Genomic DNA, 21,951 nt, shown 5'->3' on the forward strand with positions numbered 1-21,951 from the left:
TTACAACGAAACAACCAGACTTGTAAAAAACAGTGAGTAAATCTGCTCCTTACAACAAGCCATCTAAGAGACAAAAAACAACACCGCTTTTTGCGCATACACAAAAAGCGGTCGTAAAACTGAGTTTACGACCGCTTTTAAAATTATTTCTTTGAACCGTTAGGACCTATATTATCCGTTTAAGACAACCAATAATTATAATAATTATGCACATCGTCACGTACAAATCCACAACGCGGATACAATTGATTTCCGATGTCGTTGGTTTTTTCCGTTTCGAGCAGCAAACCACAGGCCTGGGTTTCTTCACACCATTGTTTACATCGGTCAATTAATGCGACAGACAGTCCTTGTCCTCTATAATCCGGATGCACAAATAAGTCGCTCAACAACCATTGTTTTTGCAATTTACCGTAGTGAAACAATTTGTATAACTGAACAAATCCAACGGCATTATTATCGACCATTACCAAGAACACTTCCGATTCCATATTTTGAAAACGCTCTTTTAAAAAGGCTCTTCCACGTTCTAAATCGGACGGTTGTCGGTAAAAAATACGGTATAGATTGTACAAGGCAGCTGTTTGATCTAAATCTTCTAAACCCGCTTTTTTAATTTGAAACTTCATGATATTTATTTTTTGATTACTACCGCAAAATTAAAAGCAAGTTGGACTATATTTGTGTACCAGTTTTAACTTTTTAAGTAGTCCATATGTTTCCATTCGAAAGTCTTTTTAATTTGGATAAAAACAGCCGCAAGCCCCTTTATCAACAAATTGCCTTTAGCTTGAGCCAAGCTATTCAAAACGGAATTCTAAAACCGGGATCGACCTTGCCCAGCAGTAGGGAATTGTCGAAAACACTACAATTGCACCGCAAAACCATTGTTGCAGCTTATGAGGAACTACACAGTCAGGATTGGATTGCGATAGTACCCAGAAAAAAAACCATCGTTTCCGAGCGCATTCCCCTGCTACCACCAAAAAGCTGGCAGGCGGAAAAGTCGCTTTTACCTTATGAAAATGCGATGAATGCCGATTTTAAAAACGCAGCTACACCCCAATTAAGACCAGCGATTACGCGTGCTGAAATCATCATAGACGATGGGCGTCCAGATATCCGTATTTCGCCAATCGATTTGTTGTTAAAAACTTATAGATCGCTATTACTCCAAAGGTATGCACGCAAAAATATTGAGCAGAATATGGCACAAGGCACCTTGGTTTTGCGCTTAGAATTGGTCAATTACCTAGCCGTAAGTCGCGGACTCAACCTCACTATAGACAATTTACTAATAACTCATGGAGCACAGATGAGTATATATCTCAGTAGTCAATTGCTTTTAGATTCTCAATCAACCATAGTGGTGGGGACTCCAAACTACCCTATGGCCAATACAGTCTTTAGACAATCTGGAGCTCAACTCATCGAACTGACCGTTGATCAATGGGGTATAGATACCGACCAATTAGAAGTACTTTGCCAAACACAACGGATTACTGCCGTCTACGTAATACCACACCATCACTACCCTACTACAGTAACCCTGAGCACGGAGAGACGGATGCATTTATTGAATTTATCAAAACGTTATACGTTTGTCATCATAGAAGACGATTACGACTACGATTTCCACTACAGTTCGTCGCCTTATTTGCCGTTGGCCAGTGCACAACATCTGGGAAATATTATCTATATCGGTTCGTTTTCAAAGATTTTAGACCCCTCTTTACGCATTGGTTTTATGATTGCTCCCAAGAATTTTATAACGCAAGCTGTAGCTTTTAGAAAGATGATCGATATTGGTGGTGACGGCTATATGCAAGATGCACTGGCGGTTCTAATTGCTGATAGTGAACTAAAGCGCCATGTAAAAAAGGCTAAAAAAACCTATCAATTACGCAGAGAATACCTCACTCATTTGCTTAATACAGAACTGTATCCATATATAAGCTTTGACAATCCGTCGGGAGGTATGGCGATGTGGATCATTCTACATAGGGAAATTTCGGTACATAGCCTTCAAAAAAAAGCCTCAGAATTCCATTTGCAAATCAATGAAATCAACAAAACCCACAATGCGTTTCGCTTTGGGTTTGCCTCGTTAAACGAAAGAGAGCTAGACACAACTGTTGCTATTTTAAAAAAATGTTGTTTGCAATTGAATACTAAATAACAAAAAGGAATCTAGACTAGAGATTTGATGATTGATAAAGCTGTCTACTTTTAGTATTACTCCCTCAAAACGCTTAGCATCTTTAAGGATGCGGTATTTTAATGATTTCATAATACAAAAAATATTTAATCGCAAAGACACTTTAAGAAAGCGATAACAACAGCAACAGCACTTTTTTTTCTCAGCATGTAGCAGCAAAACACCTCCTATTAGCCGTCAGTATAAAAAAACATACTCCTCATCTTTAACTGAATATCTACTAAAACGCTATTCCCTAATAAAAAATTTCCAACATCCTTAGCCGAACTACACGCTCAGAAACCATAGATTTATTAAAAAACAGTATTTTAATCCATACAAACCACTAATACTAGTGATTAATTTCCTAAACAATACTAAAAACAAATCCATATGCAGCATATTGCATAAAATAAATATTAATAAGACTTATTTTTAACAATTCTTATTTTATAAATATGTATATTTGCATCAATTCTTAGAAAACATTATTAAAGATATAATAGATTGGATTGGTCGTCGATTCCTACATTGGAAAATAACAGAAGACAATAGGCTTGAAAAACCTGGTGTCAAATTGGCTAATCTATCTCGTTTTTTATTCATTCATTCAACATTTAAGAGGCCGTATCATAACTTGAGACGGCCTTTTTTTATGCAATAACTTCTCCGTAAAACATAAAATTCTTCGAGACTATACTATTTGTAGTCCTTTAATCCGGTTCTATTAGCGCTGAAAATATTTAATATTACAATTATATTTAAACTTTAACATATTGCACTAAAGCCTGATTTTGTTGGTTTCAACTGCATTTAATGTCAACTTTCCGTGGTATTTACACAAGGTGCCCTAGAGCTAAAACAATTAATTTTTTAAAGCTGCGTTATCACCTTAACCAAATAGAAAAACCAAACATTTTATTTCATTTTTAAGATAACAATAAGGATCCATTTTTATAACTAAACAAAATTAGGAGATATAATGTTTAATTTGTTTATTTGGCAACTGAAAAACAAATCAACAATACCATAAATGAAATCATATTCCATTGAAGAAATCAATCAAGTTCTAAAAGGCATTATCGTTGGCAATACCCTGCAAATGATAAAGGCTCCTGAGCAATTGGAACGCGCCTGTGATACTGAAATTTCATTCATCGGAAGCAAGAAATACGAACGTCTTTGGACCAGCTCCAAAGCTTGTGTAGCCGTTGTAAATGAAGATATTTCTATTTCACCAGGTGATAATCGCGCTTTTATCAAGGTAAAAAATGCCGATTTAGCCATGTCTCAAGTATTGGATTTATTCGCGCCTAGTAGTCCTCAATTTCATACAGAAATTCATCCAAATGCCGTGGTAGATCCTTTAGCCGTAATTGGAGAAGGTTCACGTATAGGAGCCGGTTGTTATATCGGTCCCAAGGTAGTTTTAGGAAAAGATGTTACCATTTATCCGAACGTAACTATTTTAGACGAGTGTACTATAGGTGACCGTACTGTATTGTGGTCTGGTACAACAATCAGAGAACGTTGTCATATTGGAAAAGACTGTATTATTCATCCCAATGCCAGCATTGGAGCAGATGGATTTGGTTTCCGACCTTGTCCCGAGCGTGGCTTGGTTAAAATTCCACAAATTGGAAATGTAATTATAGGCAATCACGTTGAAATTGGCGCCAATTCATGTGTCGATCGCGGAAAATTTAGTGCTACCATTATTGGAGACGGCTGTAAAATAGACAATTTAGTTCAAATTGGACACAATAGTGTATTGGGTCGTTTTTGTATTATGGCAGGAAATAGCGGTTTAGCCGGATCCGTAACCTTGGGCAATCAAGTTATGATAGGTGGAAGCGCCTCTATTAAAGATCATGTAACCATAGGAGATGGTGCTGTTATCGGTGCTGGATCAGGTGTAACAGGCGATGTTCAAGCCGGAAAAACCATGTTGGGTTATCCTGCTGTAGAAGCGCGTAACGCCTTAAAACAATGGGCAAAACTCAAACAATTAGTATCCAACTAAGATTCTTATAACCGAATTAATAAAAAAATCCTGCAGCTCCAAGCGCAGGATTTTTTATTATTTTTGAGTTTTACAAACGGTCACGTTTTACAAACGAATCAATTTACTTAAACATTCTCCAATTATATGAAAAAAATATACCTCATCAGTATTTGCTTACTCACTTGTGTTAGCCTATTTGCTCAGAATTCCAATGTATTTAAAATCGATAAAAACGACGACTTAATCATGGAAATGGTGTATGCTTTTCCGCATGAACTAAAAAACGACGGAATTACAGACGGCTATAAAGGCGACAATATACAAGGCAGCAGCTACGAACTAATCAATCCGCGTCAAGGCGATCGTTCACTAGATAAATATGCCGTTTTAAAGAACGCCAAAGCCGATGCTTTTTTGGTTCAAACCAACTGGAATATCGAAGTTGTTCGCCTAAACGAAAAAAAATCCGAAATTAAAGTGACCATAGAAAGCGCTTTGGATAATCGCAATAATCAAGTAGCTGGAACAAAAGTAAATTCAACTGGAGAATTTGAAAAAGAACTGCGACAATTTCTTGAAAGCGATTATCAAGTAGTACAAGAAGTTTATGAAACCACAGCGGATAGTACAGCAATCACGACCGATTATGCCGACTATACTTCCACGGCCGATTCCGAATTTAGTTTTGAGGAACCCGAAAAAAAAACCTCAGCCAATCTTAAAAAAATCATCCCAAATGGCAAAACCATTGCCTTTCCATTAAACGCTTCCTATTTTACCAAAAAAATAAATTCACAGCCCACTATTCACGAATTTGAAACAGCAGTCGACGGTAAATATTACAGTTGGAATCTCGATGAAAGCATCGGTCTATTGTATGTCAAAATGAAAAACGGCTTGGAATATTATAGTTTTTATACCTTAGACCAGAGCATAGTTACCGGTTTACCGTTTAATTTAGAAATGAATTACTCTTCTTTAGAATGGTGTTTACACGAATTTAAGGGCTATTTGCCCCAGTGGACACAAGTGGTTGAAGAAAATGACGACACCTACTTACAAGTCGAATTTAGCACTAAAGACCAATTTATACATCTGGAGTTTTTTACCGATTCTAAAAACTTAAAAACGGTTTTAATCGCAAACAAACCACTGAATTAATATAAAAAAGAAGGTTTTTAGCTTTAAAACTATAGTTTTATTTTTTGCCACATCCTATCGAGATCAAATTGAAGTACAAATAACAACGATTTAAACTCTAAAATGGGCTAAAAGAATACTTAACTCGTCTCACATTCACGGGCTTATATTTTTTTTTAGAATATTTTTTTCTAAACTTTTGTTCTAATTTCGCCGTAAACGCCTCAGTATATACCGCAAAAAAGTTTAAAGTTTAACAATTTATCAAAGTTTTAAATTATTTTAAATTTAACAACACATTGAGGTTTCAAATACGATAACCTCAACAGAGTTAAATTAATCATAAGAAAACCCGAAAAAATAATGTAAAAAATTACATTTGTACTTTATAATAATAATTTCTTACACCATGTATTCATCCTTAGTATTTCTTGGAGCAATAGCTCCTTCTGAACTTATTTTAGTTGTTGCATTTGTATTGTTGTTGTTTGGAGGTAAAAAAATCCCAGAATTGATGAAAGGTTTAGGAACCGGTATCAAGGAATTTAAAAATGCTACCAAAGAGAATGACAATCCAACTACAAAAACCGCCCCACAAGCTCAGGAAGAACAGCCCAAAGCAGAGTAGTTTTACTCTCTTCTATATCATAACGCGCTAAGAAATTAGCGCTTTCTTTTTTTATATTGAATTGTACACATAAAAAAACCCTCGCAAAATTTGCGAAGGTTTACTACAGCCCTTTTTAATTGTTGTTTTTCCCTTACTCTTCCCGATGTATTAAATCGAGGAATCACGAGCTATAAAGCTAGAAAATTAAAAACGGCTTTATCGTTGATTATCTGTTGGCATTTGCCGTCCAAAGTTTACCGTCTTTTGCGTAGGCAATCAATAATTTACTGTCGTCAATTTTAATGTAATGCGTGTCGTTTGAACCCACACTGATTACGCTATTGTCTCCTTTCTTTTCAAATTCCACTCCCGTAATATCTGGAATGTTGTCCGAAAATATAAAGTTGTAATTATTCCCTACTTTAACCACACGTACATTCCCGTCTGCCTTGTCGATATTTTCACCGTCTGTTACATAACTAATATGCCCTTTGTAGGTTCCAACAAACAAATCGTTGTCTGCAGGATCATCGTCTTTACTACAGGCTGCCATCACAAAAACAGTAACCAACAAGACTCCTAATACTTTAAAAATAGCTTTCATTGAATTTTTCATAATATATCTTTTAAGGTTACACTGAATAGAATTGCAAATCTAGTGCCAATAATAGTTCATTGCGTAAATATATGGATAAAAACATATAAAATGTGAAAAATATTAACTATTAATTTTAATTAACTATAAAATTTAGTCGTAAAATACCTCACTTTGTAGAAAGAATACACATCGAATACCAGTTGAATTACCAATATGCAAGGTTTTTACCACAACCCAAACAAGCATTGCTTACCTGATTTGAACACTAGGCTACAAAACACAGCATAAATCAAAAACTATTTCGCCTTTAGCCTAATTTTTAATCGCCCACTAACTAAAATACAGACCCAAAATCAAGCAGGTATTAAATTATATTCGCTGGAATGTGTACTACCATAAAAAAAACTTATATTTTTGGTCATCAACACCCAATAAAAAACTCATTATGACCTTTATTCCACAAACCGTTTTACTCAAAAACGGTCAAGAAATTACCTTAAGACCAGCTCGTGTTTCAGACGCTTTACCACTTATACAAACCATAAAAGCATATTTAGCCGATAGTGAATACATTCCGCAATCTCCCGAAGAATTCACCATGACTTTAGAACAGGAAGAAAACTGGATTCAGTCCTTTCTAGAAAAAGACAATTCGCTGCTAATTGTCGCCGAATTTGAAGGTCGTATCATTGGGAATATCGATATTAGCGGTCACCATCGAAGCATGATGCAACATACTGCTGTTATTGGTATGGGAATACTTAGTGACTGGAGAAACAGCGGCCTCGGCACGCAATTGATGCAACACGGTATTCGTTGGGCAAAAGAAAACCCCATATTAGAACTGCTTTGGTTACAGGTCTATACCGAAAATAAAATGGCTATTGCTCTGTATAAAAAAATGGGGTTTTTAGAAAATGGCATCATCAAAAATTTCTTTAATCACAGCAATCGGTATTACGACAATTTAACGATGAGTTTGTCGGTTAAGCAAAATACCATACTTTAAGGATGTTTAACAAACAGCACTAGACCCGAAGGGATCGTAAGTTTGCCCTTGGACTCAATAGATTGCTGGCATACCATTTAAACACCAAACAGAGGTCATCATACGCTACCAAAAACCAAGATTTGAAATTCGATTTACAATCACAGTTTTTGAAATTTTGTAAAACTGAAATTGACCTATATCCATAATGTCCGTTTCAATGGGGTCGTTTTATTCTTTCCAAACGCCCCCATTGAAATACAAACAAATTATAAGTTAGGCTATCCCTCTATTTCGATACATTGAAATCCTAAATTTTGCAATTGACTTACGATATCTTCCGACTGTACTCCACGAGCATCTACTCGCAAAATATTATCGCAGTCTTCTAAATCGAAGTTAATAACACTGTTGGGATAATGAGCCAATAAACTGCGCATGATGTGATTTCCTTGAATCAAATTAGAAACGTTGGTTTTAAAAATCCGAACCATAACTATAAAATTGTACTGTTGATATTAAAGATTATTTTTTATAAAAAGGATTAAAAGAAATACCGGCACTTAAATAAAAACTCGGTTTCGATGTGTTTTCGATAGCGTAGTTTTTAAATGACTTTTCCTTCTCAAAAATCCTTGAATTAAAGGTGTTTTGCATACCCGTTTTCAGTGTTGCAATAATTGAATGCCCCAAATTACGTTCGTAGGTAATACCCGAATTGATTTCCAATTGTCTCAATTCATACGTTTGCTTTGGAGTGCTGTACATATAAAAAGATGTGGTATTGAGCTGCGTGCCTAACGAAATTCTACTGTGATCAAACAAGGGCTTTCGCAACATGACCTTTTGAGGTAAGGCGATATCTAATACCCATTGGTTAAGGAATCTTCTTTCATAAGTAAAAACGGGTAAGATGGGAATTTCAACACTGGGTTCTAAAATAGCGATTACCCCTAGCGACATGGTGGTTTCAGCTGTATGTTTTAGAACCACTACGCCGGTTAAAAATCCCTTTACCCGTTCAAAGTGTTCTTCGCTACCATTTACGCTGATACTGGCATTAAAAATAGCGGTTTTTTGAAATAATCGTCTAAAATGACTTAGGTTTAATGAGGTACTGTGGTAGTGGAAATCTCCCGAAAAGGAATTAATTGCCAACGGTTGCTGCAAGTGGGCTTGCCCATTAAACGAAGTGTATTGGTAATATAATGAGGTTGACAATACCCATTGTTGTTTTTTATACAAATCAATATTGGCATTAAATCGAACCTGTTCCAATTGTTTTATCTTAATTTCTTGAGAAGTAGAACCGGTTGCCGATTTCAAAGTGGTTTTATAGGGAGAAAGTTGTTGGTATTCCAAATTTAAAACTCGAGTCGCAGGGAACTTATCTGCCAAAACCGTCTTTATTTTCTCGGTTAAACTGTCTTGCTTCTGACTATATCCACATACAGACAACAATACCAATATCAAACTAGTAAGTATTCTATGCATTTGTTTTGGTGTAGAATTAAATGATTTTTTGAATCGACGATTTATGAAAGTCAAACAGAAATATTTGTTCAAACAAATTCGTAAAGGCCGATAATTGCTTAGGCTCTATCGATACCGTCGTGTTGCGGTAATCGTCTTTCACAAAAATCAACCACAATTCGTTTAGCTTTCGTTCTAACTTGGTTTTTAACAACAGTTCTCTGGCTAAGTTTTTATGAAAGCTTTCGTTGAAAAAAGAATCCAATTCATAAAATACCAAACCCGATAAATTTTCTTTGATGTTGATGATATTTACCGACGAACTTAAACAATCGACCATCTCAATTTCTTCCGAATGATAACCACTTATAAACTTATTGATATCGATAAGCTGAATGAGTTTATCGTTTTTTTGCCGCGTTGTTAGCTTTGTTAACTCAGGCGTTTGCATCCATTTATGAAAGTCTAGTATCACGATTTTTCCTATTTAGTATCGCAAATGACACCTTTTATAGATCACGGAGCAAAACTATTCTACCAAAGCCCTTATTTATTATACCAAAACCGTTTGTAGCTTATTTCTTTTATTTGCATACAGCCAAGTGTTACCACTAAACACGGATAACTACTGACCTAAACTATTCTACCAAAGCCGCAATTTATTATACCAAAACCCTAAGTCCCCAGTCTTAATTCAATAAACAACAACTAAAAGCACTACTAAATACTGTAGTACCTAATTAGAAAACCGTAGTTTTACCGATTATACGTAAAATAAGAGGCACTCGATTATGGAACACAGCTTCAAATGCAATCCGTTTATTAATTTGCTGATCGAAAATCGCTTTCGCTTTTTTCGTCATACTGCCATATTAATCATACTCATCATCTTTATTTTAAATGCCAGAGACTGGCAAGAATATTCTGGAAATTATGAATATTATAGTTTGGCTACCGCCTACGTAGTCTTCGTTTCTATGTTTTATATCAATATGTATGTTTTAGTACCTCGTTTCTTTTTTAAATCGTACTACATCAGTTACCTCCTACTGGTTTTTGTTATGGTCGCTTTGGGAATTATACTGCTCAAATTGATAGCCGAGATTTATTTTGAACCCTTTCGACTGGTCGATAAAATACATTGGAAAAAACCCTCCAAAGAAATTATTTCCGCCACCGTATTTTTCTCTCCCTTTATAATAGCATCAACAACCCTAAAACTCTTTCAACGCTGGATAAAAGACAGCAATCGCATCGACGATTTAAAAAATCTAACGCTAAAAATGGAGCTAAACGAATTAAAAAATCAAATCAATCCGCATTTTTTATTCAATATGCTGAACAACGTTTCCTTTTTAGTAAAACAAAACCCGGAAAAAGCTTCTTTTACCATACATAAATTGTCGGAATTTCTGCGTTATCAACTTTATGAAAATAACCAAAATCACGTTTCTCTAGCCGCAGAATCAGAATTTCTTTCGAATTTTCTTAATCTCGAAAAGATTAGACGCGACAATTTTTCGTTTTCCATTGATAGTAAAATAGACGACAGCAAGAAAAAAAACATTATGGTTCCCCCCAATTTATTCACCACTTTTGTTGAAAATGCCATTAAACACAGTGTTATACTCGACGAAGGCCCTACTTTTATCCATATCTATTTTTATCTGGAAGGTAAAAAGTTACGGTTTAAATGCATTAACTCCAAAAGCGACGACGCCCGATTCCACAGCGGTTCCAATAGCAACGGTTTGGGATTGATCAATATTCAAAGACGCCTGGAGTTACTCTATAACAACGATTATGAGCTTATATTTGACAATCAAAAAGAAAAGTATACCGTTCAATTAACTCTACCGATATGATTTGCATTATCATTGACGACGAACCCATTGCAAGAGCAGGTTTAAAACTACTCATTGAAGAGATTTCGACCCTAGAAGTAGTGGCTAAATTTGCCAACGCACATGCTGCTATTGATTTTTTAATTAACAACAAGGTCGATTTGATTTTTGTCGATATTGAAATGCCCGGACTCAGCGGATTGGAATTTGTAGAAAAAATCAATCATAATACCCTTACCATTTTTACTACAGCCTATTCTCAATACGCTATTAAAAGCTATGAGTTACAAGCGATTGATTATTTGCTTAAACCCATTCATAAGGAACGCCTTCTACAAGCGATTGAGAAAGCGCAAACCTATTTGAATTACCAAAATTCCGCTACTTTACCCACAGCCGAAAACGAGGGCGAAAATTATATATTTATCAAATCGGAACGCAAGTTTTTTAAAGTACTTCATAGCGATATTCATTATATTGAAGGTCTAAAAGATTATTGTATTGTACATACATCACAACAAAAGTTAATTACAGCAATGAACTTGAAATCCATTTCCCAAAAGATGAAATCCAACGATTTTATTCGGGTCAGTAAATCTTATGTGATTAATATGCAACACATCACCTCTTTTGACAAACACAATGTGTATATGAATACCAAAGAAATTCCCATAGGCGACATCTACAAAAAACCGTTTTTTAAAAAGTATACCGGTAGTTTTTTAAACGATGGCTTGACGTCCTAAAACCGACAAAGTCATCAGTTATTCATGTTTTTTATCCGGCAATCCTAAAGAAATCTGGTTTCAAAAAGATATAGGTATTCCCAAAGTTTTTATGTTTTTATCTTTTCTAGTTAAAGCTTATCTTTGTAAGGAGTTAACCCTTTTTACAGCCTATCATGAAGTACAATAGCGTATTAGAAACCATTGGTAATACCCCACATATTCGATTGAGTAATTTATTTCCCAATCACGAAGTTTGGATTAAGTTGGAAAAGACAAATCCAGGCGGAAGTTTAAAGGACCGCATTGCCTTGGGAATGATTGAAGCTGCTGAAAAATCGGGAGAACTCCAACCCGGAGGTACTATAATTGAACCCACTTCAGGAAATACGGGTATTGGTTTGGCTCTGGTAGCCGCTTTAAAAGGCTATAAACTCATTATCGTGATGCCCGACTCCATGTCTGTAGAACGCCAAAAACAAATGAAAGCCTTTGGTGCCGATTTGGTACTGACCCCAAAAGATTTAGGGATGAAAGGAGCCATCGCCCAAGCATATGAGCTGGCAGAAGAACTCGAAGGTTCTTGGATACCGCAGCAATTTGAAAATGCCGCAAATCCTGATATCCATCGTAAAACGACAGCTATGGAAATTCTGGCCGACTTTCCCGAAGGTTTTGATTATTTTATTAGCGGTGTAGGTACCGGCGGACATTTAACCGGTATAGGCGAGGTGCTTAAAAACGCATTTCCAGCCCTAAAAATCATTGCGGTTGAACCCGAACTGTCACCCGTACTCAGCGGTGGTACCGCTGCCCCTCATCCTCTTCAAGGTATAGGCGCCGGATTTATTCCCAAAAACCTTAACGTGGATTTACTCAACGGTATCGAACAAATCAGTAAGGCTCAGGCCTATGAATTTACACTAAAAGCAGCTACTCAAGAAGGTTTGTTTGTCGGTATATCTACTGGAGCTTCACTGGCTGGTGTACACAAGATTACGGACAAATTACCACAGGGAACCAAAATATTAACCATCAATTACGATACCGGTGAACGGTATTTGTCTGTTGAAAATCTATTCTAAACAAAAATTAGATCGTTCATAATCATGTCGTTCGTAATTATGTCGTCCATAATCATGTCGTCCATAATCATGTCTCCATAATCATGTCTCCATAATCATGTCTCCATAATTATATCACCCCTACGGGGTTTGAATTAATGGGATAATCATAAGCTACGATCATGTCACCCCTACGGGGTTGGGATTAATGGAATTATGATCGACAATCATGGTATCCCTACGGGGTTGGGAATAATCGAATTATGATCGACAATCTTGTTATCCCTACGGGGTTTGGATTAATGAAATATGATCTACAATAATTTCACCCCTACGGGGTTTGGGTTAATGGAATTATAATCTACAATAATGTTACCCCTACGGGGTTTGGAAAAATGGAATTATAATCATGGAATCCCTACGGGGTTTGGAAAAATGGAATTATAATCATGGTATCCCGACGGGGTTGGGAATAATCGAATTATGATCGACGATCTTGTTATCCCGACGGGGTTTGGATTAATGAAATATGATCTACAATAATTTCACCACTACGGGGTTTGGGTTAATGGAATTATAATCATGGTATCCCGACGGGGTTGGGAATAATCGAATTACGATCGACAATCTTGTTATCCCTACGGGGTTTGCTGGCAGGGTTTGTATTAGATTCCAATTGCACCTATGAGTTTGAGATACTAAAACGATAATTATCCAATTGGGTATTTCGTTATCAAAGGAGGTATACTAAACTACGGTCTAAATCGTATAGTCGTCGCGTTCAATAATTCCCGCACGAATGGCATAACGAATGGCATCATGGACGTTGTTAATTTCGAGTTTTTTAAAGATGTTTTTACGATGGGTAGTAATGGTATGTATGCTCAGATTTCGCTCTAAGGCAATGACTTTCGTCATTTTTCCCGAAGCGATTTCCTTTAATATCTCGCGCTCCGAATGGGTTAAAACCTGATCTGCATGCCCGGAAAAACGGTTGTAATTCTGAATTTTTTCGGTTAACTGTTCGCAGATGTAAGTTTCTCCCTTCAACGCTGCCGTTATCGCAGTGCGAATCTGATATAAGGAATCCGTTTTGAGGATTAAACTGAAGTTTTCCTTGTTTAATAACCAACGCTTTAAAAAGATATCACTAAAGTCATCCGAAAATAAAATCCAATCCACCCCCACAAATTCCTTGGCCACATCGGAGATTTCATCAAAGTTCTCCATGTCAAAACGGTTATTGTCCATCAACACTACAGCCGTAGGATGCTTGGAAATATATTCTCTAAGTTTGCTTTTCGTAAGCACCTCCTGAACGGATTGAAATTCATCCATATCGCGGACCAAATGGGTGATTCCCCATCGAGTAATATCCTGTTTGTCCGCAATGACCAATGCTCTCATGTGTTTGGAGGAGTTTGGTACAAAGATACATTTTTTTAGCTGCACATTCGCGGATTTGCCGATTGCTATGCCCGCTCGGCTAAAGCCTCTGGTCGTGATTTACAGATTCGTCTACTCCCATAGTTATGTTGAAGTTTACAATACGATTACCATAACAAAGTTTTACTTTACTTGATTTTCACCAATTCCACCCGACGGTTTTTGGCTTTATTACCTTCCGAATCATTAGCTACCAAAGGTTTATCCGCTCCAAAGCCCTTAGCCGATAAACGCGTTTTTTCAATTCCCTGTGCAATTAAGGATTGCATCACCGCATGAGCGCGGTTTTTAGATAGTTCCTTGTTGTGTGCGGCATTTCCCGTATTGTCCGTATGCCCCTCAATTGCAATTTTTAAACTCGGATCCCTTTTTAATACCGTAGTGATTTGACGAACCGACTCATCTCCATCAGCCGTGATATCGGATTTATCCAAGTCAAACTGGATGTAGAGTATCGATTTTCCCTTGTCGTTAAGGTCTCGTTGTATGTCGTCTGCAGATACTTTGGTTATGGTTTGTTTAAAAGCCTCTTCCTGTAAGATGTTTAGGGTACCTCCAGCATTATTCGCCGTGAATTGTATGTAGATATTACCCTGATCTTTAGATCGGATTACGTAGCATCTAATCTGCTGATCCGCATAGCCCATATCACCTTGATCACCTTTATTCGGATCCTGTTTGGTATAGCGCTCGTATGCTTCTTTGGTAATTTCCCCATCAAAAATTTTTATAGCCCCCACCGATACTAAGTATTCTTCCAAACTCTTCTCAAAATAACGTTGAGAAAACTCCTCCCCATCTTCTGCAGTGATATTAGCTTTGTAAAGTCGCCCCTCGAACGACGTCATCACACCATTTATAGGGAAAAAACAAATGTCGTATTTCTTTTGCAACGGATTTACAGTTCGCAACCCCTTAGGCAATGTTAAAAATGGAAATACGCCCAAATCCGCCTCCGATACAGTTAGGCTATTTATGTCAAAATCGCTCCCCTTTTGCAGTGTAGCACCGGCATCTACAACTTCCTCAGTCTGTTGTTCGCTTTCAACAACGGTCTGTTCCGTTTTATTTGTCTTGTTACACGAGAGCACCACCACTGACAATGCCGCTAAATACATCACTCTTTTCATAGTTATTATTGCTGGTTCATAACTATAAAGTTCCTACAAAAATTTTAATATTCAAAAAAAATGTTACAAAAAAAAGCAGCTAATCTATTGATAGTCGGGGATTAGTAATTAATTCAATTTTGGAACGAGTTGATGTAAATATGCATGAACCAACTCCTATTTACTCTATAACGGAGCTGGCAACGCCTTACTGCTGTTCAACTTCGAAAAGGCGTAGTCCATTTATTAATTTTTAAAATATTTTTTGAATCTAAAAACGTATAAAGTTTATCTATGAATTTTTCTATTAATTTACATAAGAACCATCAAGTACTTTTACAAAAACCCCAATTACTTTAAAATCTACGGTTTGCTCGTCTCTCAATCGAATCGATTGATAAGAGTCATAACTCGATAGAGGTTTTAAAACGATTTCTGTATGTTGCCAATAATCATCTCCTACTATTTTTTTACTTTCATATTCCTTAATAGTATAGTGCCCTCCTAAATCAACATCTTGAATTTCAGTAGATTCTACCAAGCAAATCAAGCCGTTTCGACTTCCACCATTGTACTTTTTAAACAAGACAATGGAGCCGTTTGGAATAATTCGATTCATCGATTCGCCTATTACTCGGCAGGCAAATAAATCAGAAATATATCGATTTGTGCGATCTATCTCGATATATTTCAATTCATCAACCGTTTGATAGTCGCTGAAAATTCCTGCTGAAATCTGCAAATCATAAAATGGAATACAATTTTCACTTATACGTTGATTATGAATTACTAACTCCCGAGTTTCAGCGATTGTATTTATTTCTTTGGTAGGTAAATATGTTTTAAAATAGGCTCTTAGATCAGGATTGCAAACGTAAATATAGGTACCTCGTATTGCTCTTAGAAGTATGGTTTTATAAATATTTATTATATAGTTATGTAAAATATCTGGGTCAACGATAGAATTCTTACCGTTTTTGTCTTTATAATTTTCCTTTTTAATAATAATCTTATTGGTTCTAACATCAAATCCAATTTCAGATCCAATAATAACTCCTATATAATTTAAATCATAGCCTTGGATGGTATGTATACAACCCACTTCATTAATAGCATTTTGGGAGTTCACCCAATCCGTAGCTGTACTATTCCATTTCAATTGTGCATCTCCTTCTACAATATCAAACTTGGTTTTGTCTTTCTTCGAAATCCAATCCCATGCAAAACCAGCTACCATACGCGATAGACCAAACTGAGATTCCTTATTTTTAATGTCACTTAACATCAATTGTAAAGAGTCGTATATCAATACTTCATACTCGCTAGAAATATATTTCTCTTCCTGTTTAAGTTTTTGATCTAATAATTTATTGATAAAAGAAACATATTGACGTCCCCCTTTAACCCTGAATTGTTGCTTTAATTGTTCGTTACGTGTAGTGGAAGCTGCTTTTAATTTTATAAAATCCGATTTCAATACATCAGAGGGTTTTATACTTTGCTTTTCGTCGTAAAATAAGATGGTTTTCTTAGATTGAACAAGTGCCCATTCCAATTCAGAACTCGTATTTTTATCTAAACCTAAAGCTGTACAATTACTGTCGAAATTACCAAAATACGCACCTAAATTCACCCTTCTTCTCAAACGATGAGATTCATCAATTATCAACAAATCATATTTTTCCCGAACCATTTCTGCAGGTCCAATAACCATTTTAGAACTAAGACCTTTTATGTTTTTAAAAACATTAGAGATGGTTTTTCGAAACGATGACATCGGAATTACCAAAGCCATCTTTAAATCTTTATATTCTTCTTTTACACGCTCCAACATTTCAAATAATTCTACATCAGTTTCGTCAAAGTCACTGTAATTAAAATCTCTTAAATCTGTTTTAAGTAACTTGAATAAGAAAATTGCTAATATAGTCTTGCCCGTTCCAGCTCCACCTTCAATTAAACTAACTTTGGCGTTATCATCTAACAAACATTGCAATATCTTTTTAAGTCCGAGTATTTGCTCAACAGATAAACTTTTATACGGTGAATATTTAAATAAATCTGAATTGTCAATATGCTCTAGTGAATATCGAGCAATTCCCAAACTTCGCAATTCTTCCCAAATACTGCGAAACAGTTCCCAATAAACTTCTTTTTGTTGATAATATTGATGGTTAGCGATTCCTAAATTGCCATTGATCGTTTGAAAAAAACCATCAGCAGCTACATACTTTATCAGGTTGGATTCTATGTCTAAAGCTGCAGACTTATTAAAATAATCACTTAATATAAAATTAGCACTCGTTAATTTTTGTTTATAAGGATTGTTCAAATGACTTTTCATGCGCGAAATTACGTCCGTAGTCTCCCCTATATACGCTTGTTTTGTTTTGATATCACTCAACACATATACCAGGGGCCAAGAAAGATATTCTGGACTTTGTAGGAGTAGTTCCGTAAATATTGTTTGATCAAACTGCGTGTGAGATATTCTAAAGTCTCTCTTCATTACAATTCATTATACTTTTTAGCAGTACCTTTCGCCTTTTCGACTGGATATTTTTCATCGTTTTTTTTGATCTTCGCCTCAATAATCTCAATCATGTTCAATTGATTTTTATCTGCTAATAATAAAGCATACATCATCACGTCTGCCAATTCTTCTTTCAATCTCTCACGATTGCACTCCTCATTGCCTTTCCATAAAAACAACTCTAAAAGTTCAGACGCCTCTATTGATAAGGCTATTGCCAAATCTTTAGAATTATGGAATTGTTGCCAATCACGTGCATCTCTAAATGCAATGAGTTCGTGTATTACTTGATCTAAATTTTTCATGAGTAACGATTTAATTTGAAGAAGGAAACTGAATCGTAAATATAACAAATGTTATGGCAATAAAAGCAGTTCAATCGTTCTTCTTGAACGGCTCAAATATAGGTTGACCTACAAGATTGATTACTGTAAATATTTAAAACTCCATTTTAATAATTAAACTCATTTACAAGTTCGTTATTATGAAAAAATCTCGTTTTAATATGTTTTCCAGTTTTGTGATAAGAATTCCAGATTTCATCAGGTTTGTCGTCTTTAATCTTCCCTTCCATAGCTATCTTTCCATTGTCGTGATAGGTAACAATTTTCGCTGTTAAGATTCCATTATCATAACTTCCATCAATTTCCACGTTTCCTTTTTCTGTCCATTGAATATAGGAACCATGTAATTTGCCATTTTCATAATATCCTACCTTAGCCTTTTTTCCATTTTCATACCAAGATTCCGTTTTACCTTCACGTTTACCTGCAACCCAATACTGTCTGGATTCGACTTGACCATTATCAAAGTAGAAAGTACTCTTCCCTTCTTGCAAACCATTGTTCCAATAAGTGGATTCTTTTATTTGACCAGTTTCATACCAATGTTTTATTTCCCCGTTAGCTTTGCGATTGATAAAATAACCTATAGATGATTTTTGTCCATTTTCATAGTACCAAATCACTGTACCGGTCTCATTCTTATAATCTTGTAACCATTCGATTTGACCATTTTTGTAATATCGTACCCAATCATCATTAAATCTTGCATTGGAAATCGTCCCTTTTTGATATAGTGTTTCGTCTTGAAAATATTCAGTATAAGGCCCATCATGTAAGTAGACATGCAAAGTCGTATCTGGCTGAAAAACAATATATTTAATTAATTTCTCATCTAATCCGTAATGAAAAGTGGTATCGACCTTATTCTTGTTTCGGATTTTACCCTTATAATATACATTACCATTGTGATAAAACAAAAAGTAAATACCATCGTCAACCGTTGTATTGTCGCCAACTCGTATCCAAGAACTTTCACCTGTTTTTTCATCAATCCAATACGCCCAATCGGCATTTCGTTTGGTAGCATCGTCAAAAGCTGCTTTTTTGCATCCGACAATTAGCAAAATAAGAATCCATAAAAAACCACCACCTCTTAAAACCATTTATTTATTGTTTACATTGAAAGTATCTAACTTAAATTATAATTCTGTAAAATCTGTAAAAATAGAACTATAATTTAAACAAAATCCAAACACATCACTTTTCGAACTTTAACACAATTATCTTTATTCCTCATTTGGATTTTTATGCCTTATTTTTTACATTGCTCTTGAAAAATATTATATAAAGTGTAAGCTATCGTTTGGTACAACTGAAAACTCGGAATCTTCAAATAACCGCAAACGATAGGCTTACGCCTGTGCTTATATTGGCGTGGGCTAAGTCTGTCTGGTTATTGGGTATCCGAGTACCTCAGTTGACGATAGATTTTAGCTTCACGCCTTTTTTAATCCTAAAAATATAGGCACGATGAAAAATGTTTTAACTACTCCCCTTTTTTTAGATACGCTATCGACTGTTTGCACGAAAACGATGCGCCACCAGTCCAGGGTTGTTCTAAGTCTTCAAAACCGCCAATACCGCAGTATTTACTCCCTTCTAAATCAGCCCGACCTATGAAAACAAAGGATTTTTACGCCGTACTGATACCCCTAATCAATTCGATCTTAACCGGAAAACAATCGATTGATTATAGTCGCCCAGACATTCCGGTATCACCCGATTTTATTGCTTCTCGCCGCTTTCGATTACCCGATAGTTTTAATAAGTATGTACTCCAATGTATTGATGCCTATCTCAGTACCCTCAACAAAAACCAATTAGAAAATCTTACTAAATTGTTTCTCGAAAACCGTCGTTTACTGTCGATAGCCGTACTGATTCGCGATGGCAATTGCTGCGTTCAACAGTCGTACGCCTTTTATAATGATGAACTTACCTTGATTCTCCTCGATTTTCTCGATCAAAAAAATATCGACCATACCCTGCATCTCACACTTTATCTGTATCTGGAAAATTTACTCTACGTCGATGTTATTAAGGATTTTATCTCGTTTGAAAGTTATCAGCGCATACTGCTGTTTAATTCGAGAGTACGGACTAAAGAAGAAGTTTTTTTTTAGTGGTATGACTGTAAAGCCTATACGCGGATTCGCCCAGTCGCATATCAGCATATCAGCATATCAGCGTATCAGCGTATCAGCGTATCAGCGTATCAGCGTATCAGCGTATCAGCGTATCTGCATATCTGCATATCTGCATATCTGCATATCAGCATATCAGCATATCTGCATATCAGCATCAGCAATAAATGCACTATTTCTTCATTTTGTCTTGAACCCGTGGCGGGTGCCCATTTAACGAAGCAAAAAGTCAAGACTGTATAAAAAATTCCTAAAATCCCCTTATTCCGCCTAAAAGATGTTTTTTTAATGCGGATTTGCAAATTTGCGGATAAGTAAATAGTGATCGGTGATCAGTTCGTTTAGGTAGAAGTTGATGTGGAAAATCGATTTCTGATCATACTTAAAATTCCATCGAAATCTTTAGAAGAAATTGATTAGACTATGTTTAATCTTTCTGTACGTCAGAAGTGTCAATCAATTGCATAAAAAGTACTTGTTTATGTACATAATAAATAGTATATTGTACTTAAGAACTATTTATACTATGAAAACTATAAGCGTATCTGAATTTAGAAAAAACATTAAAAAATATGCCGATTTGGCACAGACAGAGCGAATCATTGTCAGTAGAGGAAGTGGCGAAGCATTTGCTGTTGTGCCTATAAATACGCTCGAAGATAAGGGGTATGATCCCAAGTTTGTAAAAAAAATATTGAAGGCCAACGAAGCTGCTAAAAAAGGTGCTGTTACTATTATAAAAGACAGTAATAATATATGGGAAGATATATTATAATTGTCGAAAAAAAAGCTAAAAAAGAATTGGCCAATATCTATAAATCTGGCAATAAAGCTGCTATTGCTATCATTGAGAAAATTTTTAAAGAATTAGAAATACATCCAGAAAGTGGCATTGGAAAACCTGAAAAAATGAAATATCAATTATCCGGTTTTTGGTCCAGACGAATTAATTCAAAAGACCGCTTGATTTATAGTATAAATAACTTACAAGTTATCGTAACAGTATTGTCTGCTCAAGGACATTACTACGATAAATAAAAACAAATCTATTATATATCGTTAGAACTTAAGAGCAATACCAATTCACTCATCTGCGTATATATAACTAAGCTGTTACTTTTTATGCATTCGTTTATTTGCAAATTTGCCTTATAGCATTGTACATCCACAAGACCATTAAAACTGCCCTATTTACTTCATTTTGTATTGAACCCGAGGCGAATGACCACATCTCATGCTTATATGCGCCTTCACTCATCAGCATATTTAAAATAACATGTTACATTTTTCGCGTTTTTGTAACACGTTTTTTAATGCGGAGTTGCCTTTTTGCAGATACATAAATAGTGATCGGTAATCAGTTCATTATGGTACAGGGTGATGTAAAAGAGTGACCAGTAATCAGTTCGTTACTGGAAAAGGTTGATGTAAATATACAAGACCGATACAATCGTATTATTTCTTTATTTTACACCGAACCTTAGACAAATAACTGTAAACTTTCCTATACGCCCATCGGACTATCAGCGTAACAAAGCCTATTTGCACATACGCACATACGCGTATTCGCCCTTACACGTAAAAAGGGAGCGGCCTTACAATTTATCTTTTTATAAGCCCATCAGCGTATCAGCGTATCAGCGTATCAGCGTATCAGCGTATCAGCGTATCAGCGTATCAGCGTATCAGCGTATCAGCGTATCAGCGTATCTGCGTATCTGCGTATCTGCG

At 35.8% G+C, this 21,951-nt stretch carries 21 protein-coding genes; 11 read left to right on the top strand and 10 right to left on the bottom strand.

Features of this window, described 5'->3' with window-relative positions; translation table 11 throughout:
• Positions 1-179: 179 nt before the first annotated feature.
• Positions 180-629: a GNAT family N-acetyltransferase gene (locus tag KO524_RS14790; protein WP_219295006.1), complete on the bottom strand. Its 450-nt coding sequence runs from the start codon at positions 627-629 to the stop codon at positions 180-182.
• A gap of 86 nt (positions 630-715) precedes the next feature.
• Between KO524_RS14790 and KO524_RS14795 the strand changes: the two genes are divergently transcribed.
• The 4 genes from KO524_RS14795 (at position 716) to KO524_RS14810 (ending at position 5,970) form a co-directional block, all read left to right on the top strand.
• Positions 716-2,179 carry a PLP-dependent aminotransferase family protein gene (locus tag KO524_RS14795; RefSeq protein WP_219295007.1) on the top strand — a complete coding sequence of 488 codons (1,464 nt, stop codon included), beginning with the start codon at positions 716-718 and terminating at the stop codon, positions 2,177-2,179.
• A gap of 1,051 nt (positions 2,180-3,230) precedes the next feature.
• Positions 3,231-4,220 (top strand): UDP-3-O-(3-hydroxymyristoyl)glucosamine N-acyltransferase, encoded by a 990-nt coding sequence (gene lpxD / locus KO524_RS14800; RefSeq protein WP_219295008.1) that lies wholly within the window; start codon positions 3,231-3,233, stop codon positions 4,218-4,220.
• Between the two features lie 126 nt (positions 4,221-4,346).
• Positions 4,347-5,363, top strand: coding sequence for a hypothetical protein (locus KO524_RS14805; RefSeq protein WP_219295009.1), 1,017 nt, complete (start codon positions 4,347-4,349; stop codon positions 5,361-5,363).
• Between the two features lie 388 nt (positions 5,364-5,751).
• Entirely contained in the window at positions 5,752-5,970 is a 219-nt protein-coding gene (locus tag KO524_RS14810; protein WP_219295010.1) for a twin-arginine translocase TatA/TatE family subunit, read from the top strand.
• A 208-nt stretch (positions 5,971-6,178) separates the two neighbouring features.
• Here the strand turns inward: KO524_RS14810 and KO524_RS14815 are convergent, their stop codons facing one another.
• Entirely contained in the window at positions 6,179-6,568 is a 390-nt protein-coding gene (locus KO524_RS14815) for a hypothetical protein (protein ID WP_255555284.1), read from the bottom strand.
• Between the two features lie 427 nt (positions 6,569-6,995).
• On the opposite strand from KO524_RS14815, the gene KO524_RS14820 reads away from it, so the two are divergent.
• Positions 6,996-7,559, top strand: coding sequence for a GNAT family N-acetyltransferase (locus tag KO524_RS14820; RefSeq protein ID WP_219295011.1), 564 nt, complete (start codon positions 6,996-6,998; stop codon positions 7,557-7,559).
• A 260-nt stretch (positions 7,560-7,819) separates the two neighbouring features.
• Here the strand turns inward: KO524_RS14820 and KO524_RS14825 are convergent, their stop codons facing one another.
• From KO524_RS14825 to KO524_RS14835, 3 genes are read right to left on the bottom strand one after another with little or no spacing between them, the layout of a single operon-like run.
• Positions 7,820-8,032, bottom strand: coding sequence for a hypothetical protein (locus tag KO524_RS14825; protein WP_219295012.1), 213 nt, complete (start codon positions 8,030-8,032; stop codon positions 7,820-7,822).
• A 31-nt stretch (positions 8,033-8,063) separates the two neighbouring features.
• Positions 8,064-9,032 (bottom strand): hypothetical protein, encoded by a 969-nt coding sequence (locus KO524_RS14830; RefSeq protein WP_219295013.1) that lies wholly within the window; start codon positions 9,030-9,032, stop codon positions 8,064-8,066.
• 16 nt (positions 9,033-9,048) lie between these two features.
• Positions 9,049-9,486, bottom strand: coding sequence for a hypothetical protein (locus KO524_RS14835; protein ID WP_219295014.1), 438 nt, complete (start codon positions 9,484-9,486; stop codon positions 9,049-9,051).
• 316 nt (positions 9,487-9,802) lie between these two features.
• On the opposite strand from KO524_RS14835, the gene KO524_RS14840 reads away from it, so the two are divergent.
• From KO524_RS14840 to cysK, 3 genes are all read left to right on the top strand, one after another.
• On the top strand, positions 9,803-10,876 hold the full coding sequence (locus KO524_RS14840) for a sensor histidine kinase (protein WP_219295015.1): 1,074 nt from the start codon (positions 9,803-9,805) through the stop codon (positions 10,874-10,876).
• On the top strand, positions 10,873-11,601 hold the full coding sequence (locus KO524_RS14845) for a LytTR family DNA-binding domain-containing protein (protein ID WP_219295016.1): 729 nt from the start codon (positions 10,873-10,875) through the stop codon (positions 11,599-11,601). The genes KO524_RS14840 and KO524_RS14845 overlap by 4 nt, the downstream gene beginning before the upstream one ends.
• Before the next feature lie 155 nt (positions 11,602-11,756).
• Positions 11,757-12,665 (top strand): cysteine synthase A, encoded by a 909-nt coding sequence (cysK, locus tag KO524_RS14850; RefSeq protein WP_219295017.1) that lies wholly within the window; start codon positions 11,757-11,759, stop codon positions 12,663-12,665.
• Between the two features lie 738 nt (positions 12,666-13,403).
• Here the strand turns inward: cysK and KO524_RS14855 are convergent.
• The 5 genes from KO524_RS14855 to KO524_RS14875 form a co-directional block, all read right to left on the bottom strand.
• Positions 13,404-14,051 (bottom strand): response regulator transcription factor, encoded by a 648-nt coding sequence (locus KO524_RS14855; protein WP_219295018.1) that lies wholly within the window; start codon positions 14,049-14,051, stop codon positions 13,404-13,406.
• A gap of 167 nt (positions 14,052-14,218) precedes the next feature.
• On the bottom strand, positions 14,219-15,220 hold the full coding sequence (locus KO524_RS14860; RefSeq protein WP_219295019.1) for an OmpA family protein: 1,002 nt from the start codon (positions 15,218-15,220) through the stop codon (positions 14,219-14,221).
• A 286-nt stretch (positions 15,221-15,506) separates the two neighbouring features.
• The gene (locus tag KO524_RS14865; RefSeq protein WP_219295020.1) at positions 15,507-17,708 is read right to left on the bottom strand and encodes a DNA/RNA helicase domain-containing protein; all 2,202 of its coding nucleotides are present in this window, start codon (positions 17,706-17,708) and stop codon (positions 15,507-15,509) included.
• Positions 17,708-18,037: a nucleotide pyrophosphohydrolase gene (locus KO524_RS14870; RefSeq protein WP_219295021.1), complete on the bottom strand. Its 330-nt coding sequence runs from the start codon at positions 18,035-18,037 to the stop codon at positions 17,708-17,710. Before KO524_RS14870 ends, KO524_RS14865 begins: the two co-directional genes overlap by 1 nt.
• 146 nt (positions 18,038-18,183) lie before the next feature.
• On the bottom strand, positions 18,184-19,179 hold the full coding sequence (locus tag KO524_RS14875; RefSeq protein ID WP_219295022.1) for a toxin-antitoxin system YwqK family antitoxin: 996 nt from the start codon (positions 19,177-19,179) through the stop codon (positions 18,184-18,186).
• Between the two features lie 513 nt (positions 19,180-19,692).
• Between KO524_RS14875 and KO524_RS14880 the strand changes: the two genes are divergently transcribed.
• From KO524_RS14880 to KO524_RS14890, 3 genes are all read left to right on the top strand, one after another.
• Complete coding sequence (locus KO524_RS14880) at positions 19,693-20,199, top strand: hypothetical protein (RefSeq protein WP_219295023.1); 507 nt, start codon at positions 19,693-19,695, stop codon at positions 20,197-20,199.
• Between the two features lie 547 nt (positions 20,200-20,746).
• Positions 20,747-20,995, top strand: coding sequence for a type II toxin-antitoxin system Phd/YefM family antitoxin (locus KO524_RS14885; protein WP_219295024.1), 249 nt, complete (start codon positions 20,747-20,749; stop codon positions 20,993-20,995).
• Complete coding sequence (locus KO524_RS14890) at positions 20,977-21,258, top strand: Txe/YoeB family addiction module toxin (RefSeq protein WP_219295025.1); 282 nt, start codon at positions 20,977-20,979, stop codon at positions 21,256-21,258. The genes KO524_RS14885 and KO524_RS14890 overlap by 19 nt, the downstream gene beginning before the upstream one ends.
• Positions 21,259-21,951 lie beyond the last annotated feature (693 nt).

Source organism: Flavobacterium sp. NKUCC04_CG (assembly GCF_019345525.1).
GTDB lineage: Bacteria > Bacteroidota > Bacteroidia > Flavobacteriales > Flavobacteriaceae > Flavobacterium.